The 11,348-nt window shown below is 37.1% G+C and carries 10 protein-coding genes and 2 pseudogenes; 3 read left to right on the forward strand and 9 right to left on the reverse strand.

Features of this window, described 5'->3' with window-relative positions:
• The 5 genes from SCSH_RS02665 to SCSH_RS02685 form a co-directional block, all read right to left on the reverse strand.
• The coding region (locus SCSH_RS02665) for a YSIRK-type signal peptide-containing protein (protein ID WP_082581936.1) at nt 1–2,905 on the reverse strand (2,905 nt) is incomplete at its 3' end.
• A gap of 312 nt (nt 2,906–3,217) precedes the next feature.
• Nucleotides 3,218–5,104 carry an FtsX-like permease family protein gene (locus SCSH_RS02670; RefSeq protein WP_238581365.1) on the reverse strand — a complete coding sequence of 629 codons (1,887 nt, stop codon included), beginning with the start codon at nt 5,102–5,104 and terminating at the stop codon, nt 3,218–3,220.
• Nucleotides 5,085–5,840, reverse strand: coding sequence for an ABC transporter ATP-binding protein (locus SCSH_RS02675; RefSeq protein WP_057490353.1), 756 nt, complete (start codon nt 5,838–5,840; stop codon nt 5,085–5,087). Before SCSH_RS02675 ends, SCSH_RS02670 begins: the two co-directional genes overlap by 20 nt.
• Before the next feature lie 148 nt (nt 5,841–5,988).
• Nucleotides 5,989–6,978, reverse strand: coding sequence for a sensor histidine kinase (locus SCSH_RS02680; RefSeq protein WP_057490354.1), 990 nt, complete (start codon nt 6,976–6,978; stop codon nt 5,989–5,991).
• Complete coding sequence (locus SCSH_RS02685; protein ID WP_057490355.1) at nt 6,968–7,654, reverse strand: response regulator transcription factor; 687 nt, start codon at nt 7,652–7,654, stop codon at nt 6,968–6,970. The genes SCSH_RS02680 and SCSH_RS02685 overlap by 11 nt, the downstream gene beginning before the upstream one ends.
• A gap of 103 nt (nt 7,655–7,757) precedes the next feature.
• Here SCSH_RS02685 and SCSH_RS11355 point away from each other — a divergent pair.
• The 3 genes and pseudogenes from SCSH_RS11355 to SCSH_RS02690 form a co-directional block, all read left to right on the forward strand.
• A pseudogene (locus SCSH_RS11355) lies at nt 7,758–7,938 on the forward strand (ATP-binding protein); the annotation flags it as partial.
• Nucleotides 7,924–8,184 (forward strand): annotated as a pseudogene (locus SCSH_RS11225) (transposase); the annotation flags it as partial. The pseudogenes SCSH_RS11355 and SCSH_RS11225, both read left to right, overlap by 15 nt.
• A gap of 218 nt (nt 8,185–8,402) precedes the next feature.
• On the forward strand, nt 8,403–8,723 hold the full coding sequence (locus SCSH_RS02690) for a hypothetical protein (RefSeq protein WP_057490356.1): 321 nt from the start codon (nt 8,403–8,405) through the stop codon (nt 8,721–8,723).
• 62 nt (nt 8,724–8,785) lie between these two features.
• Here SCSH_RS02690 and pezT read toward each other — a convergent pair whose 3' ends face one another.
• The 4 genes from pezT to SCSH_RS02710 all read right to left on the reverse strand — a co-directional run.
• Nucleotides 8,786–9,559 carry a type II toxin-antitoxin system toxin PezT gene (gene pezT, locus SCSH_RS02695; protein WP_057490357.1) on the reverse strand — a complete coding sequence of 258 codons (774 nt, stop codon included), beginning with the start codon at nt 9,557–9,559 and terminating at the stop codon, nt 8,786–8,788.
• Nucleotides 9,559–10,035 (reverse strand): type II toxin-antitoxin system antitoxin PezA, encoded by a 477-nt coding sequence (gene pezA, locus SCSH_RS02700; protein ID WP_057490358.1) that lies wholly within the window; start codon nt 10,033–10,035, stop codon nt 9,559–9,561. Before pezA ends, pezT begins: the two co-directional genes overlap by 1 nt.
• A 198-nt stretch (nt 10,036–10,233) precedes the next feature.
• Entirely contained in the window at nt 10,234–10,830 is a 597-nt protein-coding gene (locus tag SCSH_RS02705; protein ID WP_057490359.1) for a type IV toxin-antitoxin system AbiEi family antitoxin domain-containing protein, read from the reverse strand.
• Nucleotides 10,831–10,971: 141 nt separating this feature from the next.
• Nucleotides 10,972–11,348 (reverse strand): transposase (locus tag SCSH_RS02710; protein ID WP_193743673.1); only part of this gene is annotated, 377 nt, incomplete at its 5' end.

The following is an 11,348-nucleotide window of genomic DNA, read 5'->3' on the forward strand; positions in this document are numbered from 1 at the left end:
CCACTGAAGGTGCAGCCTGCGAATTGTCTTTCGCATAGACATACTTGACTGTGCGGGTAACTGTTTCGGTGCCTAGCTGATCCTTCACATTATCTGGCCATACGGGACTGTTAGGATCGTTAGGATTGACCGGTTGGCCTGGGACTGGTGGAGTGCTTGGGTCAAACGGTTCAAGGCGTTCACGAAGCACAACTGTGAAAGTTTGGTCAGTCGTAAAGTTATCATCAAATGTTCCACTGCCGTTAAAGTTGTCACTAGCCACTTCATAACCGAGTTTCTTATAGTTATTTAACTCAGTTGTATAGTTAACGGCAGGAATAGCTGTATTGCCCTTGCCTGACTCTGAAATGCTTTTATCCGGCTTTGTCTGACCATCTAAGACAAAGTTAATTATTGCCTTTTGGTTGACAACTTTAATTGTGTATGTACCAGAAGCACTCAGGTCATGAATGGCAGTATCAAGCAGGTTTACAGTTTTAGCAGTTCCCTCATCATATCCGATATTAGTCGTCCTGCCACTGTATTGATCGGCAGACCTATCGGTCACATCCACCTTAACTGTGTATGTTCCTTCATTTGCCAAACTAATATTTCCTAATGGCCCTTGATAAACAACATCACTATTAGTATCCGTGATCGTTACCGTTTCACTACGGTAACCTGAGCTGTCAGCATCTGCAATTGTAACATCATCAGCAATATTATGTGTTGAATCAGGTTCAATAGTAACAATAGGCTGCTTTGGTGTTACTGTAGGTGATTTTGAGTAACCGTAAGTGACTGTATAAATCATCTCACCAAGGGTATCACCTGTTTGAGTGTTGCCGTAAGTAACCTTGATACGTGCTGTGTTGCTTGTACCATCGACTGCAATAGAATCCAAAAGTTCCATCTTTTGAACAAAGTCATAATAGGGTTTAGCAACCAAAGCCGTACTATTGTCCAAGACATTGAAAGCAGGCTGTTTAAAGTAATTACCATTGTTCATGGTCACATCTAATGGCTCTGTACCATAGCTAGTTCCCATATAAGTACGGAAGCGAATGAGGCGAAATAGTTCATCTTGTGTGAAAGTATCCCCTTCATTCTTCATAGCAGATAAGCCTTCAACGCTAACTTGGGCAATACCAATAGCAGTATTTTGGTCTGAACGACCCATACCAGTATCGTCTACAGCTTCTGCATAGATACTTGAAACAGTTGTGCCTTCACGGCCTCCTGATTTAGCTCCTACAGTACCGGTGATGATTCCTGTATGAGGATCTAGTGTAATATCAGTGCTTCCTAGCCAATTGGTAAGCGTATTAGAAGTTGTCCCAATAGTTCTGCCAGTTGCACCGAATGCAGCGGTAACCCCTTCAAGACGGGTAATTGTATAACCACTTGTTGATTGTGGATTTTCTTCAACAATAACTCGGACATTTGATGATGGTGTTAAGGTCAAGCCGATCGGTAAGAAGTAAAATGATGGTTGGATATTAGGTCCTTGGTTAACAGCATAGTTATGAAACCAGATACTTGTTGAATCTTTGGCTGAAGTATCATCCGCAGCACCGCCTGCAGCCATGCTGCGAGCTTCTGCCTCTGTTTGTGCTTGAGCGACATTGATGGTCAAACCAGTACCAGTAGCTGATGTCGTTGTGACAATCACACGATAACCAAGTCCGCTAGTCGAGTTAATTGACCCCGCTGCATCAGAAAAAAGAAGCGGTGAATTTGAATAAGTTTGGTCACCATCTGTGCCAGCAAAACTATCTACACCTGTAGGATATTTCACAGTACCTTGATTATTCCATGAATAGAACTGCTTCACCTTAGCATTAGCGTCTGTGCTAATCATAATGGCAGCATAGGGATCTGTAATATTTTTGAGATAAATTTGGTAGATAATATCATATGTACCATCACTATTCTTTATCGCACCCTCATTTGCCAAATAAATACCATTGATTAAGTTGGTTGCTGTATTGGCATTTTGATGGAAGAGGAATATCTTTCCTTTATGAAGGTGAGGGGCATATGATGGTGGTGTTTCACCCCTTCCTTCAGCCATAAAAACTGTAAATAAACTTGGTGCTGGCAAGCTCTCACCGCTAAACACAGCAATGAGTTGTTTAACTTGGTCAGGATCTAAAAGACCTGCAGCAAAAGCTGTTTGGAGATCCTTAGTTTGAGGTTCAGTTACCAATCCTTGCTGGCGCATTTCTTCAAGTGCAACAGCAAAGGCTGCTTGAGTATCTGTCGCTTGCGTTACAGATACTGCAGGTGCCAATAGACTAGTATCATCAGAAGCTGTTGACTGACTAGCAAGGTCTGTTGTATTTATCGTTTCAGATTTAGTGATTGGTGTGGTTGTATTTACTGCTAGGCTTTCTGTGGCTGCAGCCGCGGACCATGTCTCTTTTGCAGACTTGTCCGCTGTAAGTGCTGGACTTGCTGCCTGTGAGGTGGATGCAGCTGGACTAGGTTCTGACGCTGCTGGTGCACTAACTTGTGAGCTTGTTTCAGCTGTTGCAGGAATAGAGCTTTCAACTACAGTTGAATCTGCTGGCTGGCCGAGCTCACTTTGCGTTGATGCTGCAGGAGTTGCTGGATTTGCTGATTGCGATGCAGATGCTGCTGCAGAAGATACTTCCACTTCTGAGTCAGAAGTTGCCGCATCACTTGTCGGAGCTGTTACAGATACTGTTGACTGAGCTTCAGCTGCAGTCGAATCTATTACTTGAGCAGTAGTCGTTACAGTGACTGGTGCAATTGCCTCATCAGCCTTTACCTGTGCTGCATTTGTCCCTAGGGCTAAGAAAGCCCCCAGTAAAACAGAAGCCGCACCAAAGTGGTACTTACGAATTGAAAAGCGTTGCCGTTGCTTTAATCCGTACCAATTAAATTTTCTCTTTCGTTCCATTGGTAGAATCTCCCCAAAAATAGTTTTAATCATAATAGTATTAACTATTACAACGGTATTATCTCTTCCCCCTGTCTATTTTGTCAAATGTTTTTGTAATTTTTCTGAAAATCCCGAACCTTTTTTAAGTTATTTCCAAACTATTTCAAACTATTTCAAACTATTCTGAACTTTACCATATCTGCTCTCTATTAAGTGAATAAACTCACTAAGCTCAACACTCTCAAAAAGTAACTAAAAAAGTCCGCTTTTGCGGACCTTTTGCTTATATAACACATCGGTCTTTCCTAAACAACTTTTATAGACTAGCCATTATTTATTATAGATACTATTAAATAGTTGCTTTTGGTATTTGTCCTTGACGATAAGATATAAGATAATTTCTATGACGGTGCACACACCATAGCAGATAAAAGCTAGTTCAGTATAAGACGTTAAGGTGGCCCGATTGATAATGGTCACAAAGAGCCAAGATACTCCGAGGGCAATTGCAAATGGCGCTAGAAACAGCCACCTAAGCGTACTTGCTGTAACGGCTTTTAAACGTGATTGGCTTAAGCCAATCCTCATCATGATGCTGTACTTCTTACTTTCTTCCTCTAGAGCAGAATAGAGTCTTGAGTAGATAATGCTGGCCATTCCGATTAAAAAGGAGACGCATAAAATACTGCCAACATAAGAGACTAACTTTCTGGTCAAACTTTCATTATCATAATACATATAATACGATATCAAGGTTTCTTTTCCTTTTTCAAATCCTATCGCTTTCTCCAGTGCTTCCATTTTTCCTGCCTTATCCTCTTGATAGCGAACTTGGTCAAAGGCATAGATGGTGTCTTTGTTTAATTTCTGGGATAGCTCTTCGTATTTTTTATCGGAGATAACGGTAACACTTGTAAAATAGCCTGATAAGGCAATCACTCTCTTATCTAAGCCACTTTTCTTTGTGATGTGATAGCTTGATAATTTTTCTTTAACATTATCTGTTAAAACTGGCTCTGCTTTACCATCCACTCCAACCAGAAAATAGCTGTCGTCTGTAAGGTTGAGCTTATTTCTATGCAAAAAGTCGGCGACTGCATTGTACATGGTATTGGATAAGATAATATGTCTGGTCGTTCTAAGGTTACTTTTTAGCTGAGCATAGTCAATAGTCAGCTGTTTAAAGTCAGCAGTCTCGGATAATGTTTTAGAAAGGATATCTGCCTTTTTAGCGCCATCTGCTTGATTTTCCCAATTAGCGTACATATAAGAGTAAGGGACTACTTTTTTTGTGTCCTGCGCAATATTTCTAGGTGCTCCAACAATATAAACGAGAGAAGTCAAGACGATACTAAATAAAATCACAACGCCAGTCATTGTCTTGATATTCGTATTGATTTTATATTTAAAATTACTCACAGTCACCAAGTTTTGCTTTCTGTACAGCCGTCCACTCTTTTTCATGACAGAGGCATAGATGGTAAAGATAAGATAGCAGATAAAGTAGGTGCTACTTACATAAGATAATAAATCTAATACATAGGCAAGAATTGACGGTGTCTCACCAGAGATTACATGCAAGTATACTGTTAGGGGTAAAACTAATACGATAGCTAGCAAGGATAGGATAAAATGATTTTTTTCCGTCACTTCTTCTTTTTTTAGAAGATCGATGATTTTTTTCTTTCTCAGAATGACTGGAGCAAGTAGGGCTATTATCAAGAATAAGATTCCCATGAACACTATGGTTAGTATGACTGCCACCAGCGGAAAGTAAAAGTTAAGGTCTAATCTGCCTATCATTTGTTGCGCTAGCATTAAGAAGAGCTTAGAAAAAATAATTCCCATGATAATCCCTAAAAACATGGCTGATATTGATAGAATCATATTTTCAAGGAAAATCAGCTTACTAAACTGTTTCTTGCTGGCCCCGACAATATTTAAGATGGCAAATTGCTTGCTTCGGATTTTCAAGAAATTGCCTACTGAATACAGAATCAGAACAAAGGCAAAAGCTACGGAGACGATACGCGTTAGAAATAGGACGAGGCCAATCGTACCCTCTGAATCCACAATGTCTAAGGCTGGATGCTGGGCCAAGGTTGTGAAGAGAAAAAAGATAAAGACAGAAAAAGTACAGCTTAGAAAATGGTATAAATAGGCTCTAAAGTCTCTTTTTATATTATTTAGTGCAAAATCAAATAGTGTCAATGTCATCACCTCCAAGCAGGCTCATCGTATTCAAAATTTCTTTTCGATAGATTTCAGCATTATTTCTGTTGATGATTTCCATATAAATATTACCGTCTTTTATGATATAAGTCTTATCACAGTAAACCGCAATGTTGGGGTCATGTGTTACCATGATAATCGTTACCTTCATGGACTCATTTAACTTTTTAAAAAGCTTCATCACATCTCGTGCTGATTTCGAGTCTAAATTTCCGGTAGGTTCATCTGCCAGTAAAATTGATGGATTGTTTATGACAGCTCTGGCGATAGCTACCCTTTGCGCCTGTCCGCCTGAAATTTCATAGGTTCTTTTATTGAGTAAGTGGGAAATGCCTAAAAATTCGCTGATTTGCTTAAGCTTTGCTTTCATGCTACCCAAGGGCACATTATCTAGAGTGAGCGGCAATAGGATATTTTCTCCTACCGTTAACGTGTTGATAAGATTAAACTGCTGAAAGACAAAACCCAATTTTTTTCTTCTGAAGGTTGATAGCTGTTCATCATTCATATCATAAGGATTGCGTCCAGCAATGAAAACAGAACCTCCCGTAGGTTTATCAATGGTTGATATAGCATTTAAAAAGGTACTTTTCCCACTTCCGCTGGGACCCATTATGGCGATGAATTCTCCTTCTGCCACTTCCATATTGATGTCGTTTAAAGCTCTGAAAGATACCTTTCCCTTGTATGTTTTTTCTAAATTTGAAACTGTTAGTATCATGTTATGCTTCCTTTCAAGTATTTTAAACAGCGTCTATCATTAATGATATCTATCTTTTACAAGTATAGTTTACCAAGCATGCTCCAAAACAAAAATCCGATAACATGACAGAACCTTACAATTTTGTCACGTTACCGAATATAATTCCTTAAAATCTTATCGTCATTGTAGTTCCTTCATCTACTTTGGAGTTTACCTCTACCTCATGCCCTAAATGCTCGACAACTCTTTTGACAATATAGAGACCAATTCCACTTGAATCAGCAGTATTTCTTCCGTTTTTTCCTACATAGAACAAGTCAAAAATATTTTGTAAGTCCGCTTTTTCGATTCCAATCCCCTCATCTCTAACAGACAAGAAAACATGATCTTCCTCTCTTTCGGCACAAACAGTTACTGTTTGTCCCTTATCGCTGTATTTTATAGCATTTGTCAGAAGTTGATGGATAATCAATTTTAACCATTTCGAATCGGAATAAACATATAGTGTATCATCAACAGCTAATTTAGGATAAATCTGTGAGGTGATGAAATAATCTTTCAGCCCATTGATACTATCTCGACAGATGTCTTTTAAGAATACCTTTTCAGAGACAAAATCATTCTTAAAATCATCTAACCTATAGATGTCTAGCATCTGATTTAAGTCATATTCAATCGTGCTGATATTCCTGCGCACCGTTTGATAATCAATTGTATCATGCAGATTTTCGCTAGTTAGTCTTAATACTGACAGCGGAGTTTTAATCTGGTGTACAAATCGGTAGATCATTACCTTTTGTAACTTCTTATCTTGTTTTTGCTCTATTTCCCTTAGATTATTAGTCATAATCAAGTTATCAATCATCAGATTAAAACTTTCTTCAAATGAACTTCTAGGCTTTTGAATTAAATAGTCGCTTAAGTTATCACTTTTCAGCAATAATTTTTCATATACTCGCCCTCTTTTATAAAACCTAATGATAAATAAAATGAGCAAGATCACAAAGACTAAAAAGCTGAAATAAAAAACCTCTTCAAGCCAGATTCCTTTAATATACAACAACAGTCCAAAGAAAATAACTTGAGTTAAAAAGCTAACCAAAAACAGAGGAGCACAGTCTGCAATGAATAATTTTAGGACACTTTTACGCTTCATATTCCACCTTATAGCCCATACCTCTCACGGTTGTGACTTTTAATCGCGAGTTCAAATCGTTCAGTTTTTTCCTAACTCTGCTAATCGTTACATTTAGCGTATTTTCTTCTACAAAAAGCTCGCTATCCCAGATTCCTGACAACAATTTTTCACGGCTAATCACGTTTGGATAACTATCAAACAAAAGCTCTATTAAGATAGCCTCATTTTTAGATAAATCCACTTGATTATCTTGGCACATCAAGGTAAATCTGAGCTTGTTAAAAGAGCAATCCCCACAGATTACTTCAGATTCATTATGAGCATATTCACCGTAGGTCCGCCGCAGCTGTGAGTTAACCTTGGCGAGCAGTAAGTCATGTGAGAAAGGTTTGATAAGGTAATCATCTCCTCCGCTCATAATAGCTCTGACTTGGTCAGTATCTTCTTTTCTTGCAGACATAAAGATGACAGGAACCTTAGTTATTTTTCTAATCTCATTGCACCAATAAAAGCCATCGTAATAGGGAATGTTAATATCCAACAAAATCAGATGAGGAGCATATTCCTTAATAAATTGATCAACATGCTTAAAGTCTTTACAAATAGACACTTCAAAATCATATCGAACAAGGTGTTCTTTTACAATTGCTGCCAAATCCGAATCATCTTCGATCATACATATCTTAAATAGCATATCTATCTCCAATATAATAGATTCTGAACTAAGTATATCTCTAACCTATTATACCATAAATAGCAATCACCCCTTCAGCCTTCATCCGATTAAAAACAGACTAACCATAAACAAAAAAGAAATTGACATCTTAATAATTCATAACACAGATAAAATTTCTATATTTTTAATAAAAGATTATAAGCCTAAAAATGATACTATGTTATCAAAAGGATTAATATACGCTTAGAAATGGTTCTATAAATACACCTAAAGATTCGTTTGCTCCTTTTGAATTGATTCACGACTGCAAAGATACAATCAACACACTATTTTCACTGTTTTTAAGACCTTTGAAAAATACAAGTCCTACATTACGAATACACTCAAGTTAGGCTACTCAAACGCTATGCCCAAAGCAACTAACAAGCTTATCAAAGATATCAAGCACCAAGAATTTGGCTATCGCAATTTCCCTAATTTTAAGAAACGGATTTATTTTATCTTGAACAGCAAAAGAGAGAACTAATCAGCTTCTCTCCAGAACTTAGCTTTTCGTCCCCCACTACAGTTGACAAAGAGCCGAATATATCTGATTTAATTATATATTTAAAGTCTTTTGATAAGAAAGAAGTTAAGCACATAATTTTTATGTCAACTACTAGATGAAAATCCAGAGGATTACTTTACTCTCGGTGCTGTTGAATATTATATAATCGGGGATGAAATTAGATATAGGGTCGTCTTAAAATATTTATTTAAATCAATATTGAATTTTATCCAAAATTACCAAACACATATAATCAGCCTTTTAGAAGATGCTAAATATTTTTATATTTTAAATGATTTTATTCATTATCCAGAATTTCAAAAACTAAAAATAAAAAGAAAATTTGCAAAAGAGACCCTACAAAAATCCAAAAATAAAGAATTAAATAAGCTAGGACAGAGCAGTATTTATTACTTAATTTTCAATCTGCTTATGGAGCAGTCTTATTATAACTGGAATCTAAAACAAATTGATTTTGAAAAATTACAAATTCAAAAAATAATCACTGATAAAAATAATTCTTCTTTTGATGATTACTAACATTACTTAAAGATTGAAAAGCAAAGTGAAAACTTTACCTACTATAGTATGATTGTATTCAGTTAATTATCACTATTCATATCCATTAACTTCTCTAAATGATGATCCCCATCCTTCAACATCTCCTCTTCTACCTTGCTCCATTTTCCAAAGAGGCATTCTTGTAGCACACTGGCTGCTGAGCTGTCATCAATTTTAGAATCATAGACACAGGCTCTATCTCTCTGATATATTTGAATCTGGTCAAAGAGTTTATCGTTTTCTAACTCTCGTAAGTTATCAACTAAGTGCTCTACAATACCATCGTGATGTTCTTTAGGAGTTGCTCTAGCTTGGCTGGGTTCTACGGCATAAAGTTCCTCATAGCGAATTAGAGTGCTTAAATAGGATAACTCTGGCTTTGTCGCAATCAATGCCAATGACACTTGATAACCTCTTGCTGTCAATAGCTGAGCTGTTTTTCGTGGGACTTCCGTCGTTCTCAATGTTCCTTCGATTAATAAATGATAACCTTGTTTACTTAGCTCATCGACAAGATGTTCCACCATTTTTCCTGCAAAACCTTTGGTATAATCCACACTATCCTTACCATATTCTTTTTGCAAAGCTAGATAATTCGGGTGTAAAGAGCGATAGCTATCACCGTCAATAATGATGATATTACCTTGAAATTCTTTCTGCTTGATACGATGTATCGTTGTTTTTCCTGCTCCGCTTTGCCCACCAAGTAAGATGGTTTTTGGGTTAACTGATGCCGTTTTACCACGAGTTAAGGAACGAATGGTTCGTTTTAAGGCGAGGTCAAAGTCATCTTGATGATAGTCTTCCAATGCCATTAAGCCACCACCTGATGATGTGCAAGACGTAACATCCGCTCAATACCATCCAAATAACCATTGTAGCGCTCCACTTCATCAAAAGTATCGACAAGATAAATTTTGGTATTGATAAGATCTGACAAGTCATCACTCATCAAAATCCATGGATTGGTCTCATCATCAAAGGCAATCCCTTGACTATCCTGATAGCGATACAGTTGGGATAAAATCGCTGCGCCACGTTCTTTGATGACTTCAATTTTCAGTGTCAATTGATAATCTTCTACTGGTGTCAACATCTTTTCTTCTCCTACAATATCGACATACGAAACATTGAATTTCTGGCAAATCCGGTCTATCAGCTCTGTCGAAACAGAATTTGTCCCATTCTCATAACGACTGAGGCTATTGCGTGAAATACCAACAATTTTGGCAAACTCTGGCTGTGTCAAACCATGTGTCTTTCGTAAAGATTTTATATTTTCTCCGATCATAAGAAGCCTCCTCTAGTTATTTTTATTATAACATAAAAAACAGCATAACGCACCAGATTTGGTGCGTTTTAACTTTTTTTAAATCTAGTTCACAATCATAAATCTATCCCTACTGCGGAGGTGGGACGACAAAATTGAAATCGTCTTTTTTGACGATTTACCGATTTTTGTCCCACTCTCTATTCGCATTCGAAAATTTCATGATAGCACCTCAATATAAGGATATAATTTTTTCTCTACCTTAAATAATTTCGCGTATTCAACCAGTTTTGGTAGATTCACATTTTCTTTCTCAAAATAGCGCTTAAACGCAGGAGCAATCATCTGAATATCAATATGGTGGTAGGTCGTCCGTAGACATTCGACCAAAGTTCGTTCCATATCATAAACCGATATCCATTGTCCTGCTTGTCGTTCCAATTTGATCCTCCCAATTTCATGATGACTTCTGACAATAATTGGTTTGATACCTGCCTTTTTGATTAATGTTGTGTTTGTTCCAAATGGAAATGTCATTACAGGCTCAAAAGGCACGATCAGAGAAAGACCATGTAACCAAAGAGCGGTTTCCAAGGAATAAATTCCTTTTGGAAAACGATACTGTAAGCTAAAGAAATCATCAATATAGGTATCAGGAAGATGATAGATACCTCTTTCAACAGATTCTACACTGCCTTTTGCGACTAATTGTTTTAGTTCTTGGTAAGAAAAATGAAGCTCTTCTATCTCACGGAAGGTTATCACTCCATGATTGTGCTTGATATAACGATAGACAGGTTTCTCTAACAAATCCATATCTGCCACCTCTTAAACAATATGCTAACATTTTAATTTAATGTTAGCATATTGTTTCAAAATTATCAAGAATAGATAAAAAGAATACACTAACGTTTTTGATTTTTGGACCCTTTGTCAACTGTAGTGGGTGACTTATAGCTAAGCGCGAGAGGAGACGAATGTCGTCTTCTCTTTTGCTATATTCAAAGCGAGATAAATCCGTTTTTTAAAGTTGTCAAAGTTCCGATATCCAAAGGCATTGCGCTTGATGTCTTTGATGAGTTTGTTAGTAGCTTCTAGTTTAGCGTTAGAATAAGGTAATTCAATGGCATTAGTGATGTAGTTTTTATAGCGAATAAACGTGTTCAAAGCTGTTTTAAAGGTGCGATTGAGATGAGGTAAAGCATCTTGAATTAAGCTCCAAAAATGCCCAGTATTCTTCTCTTGTAGATGAAATAGGAGCAGTTGGTAAAGATCATAGTAATCTTTAATCTCGGGTACTAGATTAAAAATTTTATTCAGACACTCCCTAGGAG

The sequence above is a fragment of the Streptococcus orisasini genome (assembly GCF_001431045.1).
Taxonomy (GTDB): Bacteria; Bacillota; Bacilli; order Lactobacillales; family Streptococcaceae; genus Streptococcus; species Streptococcus orisasini.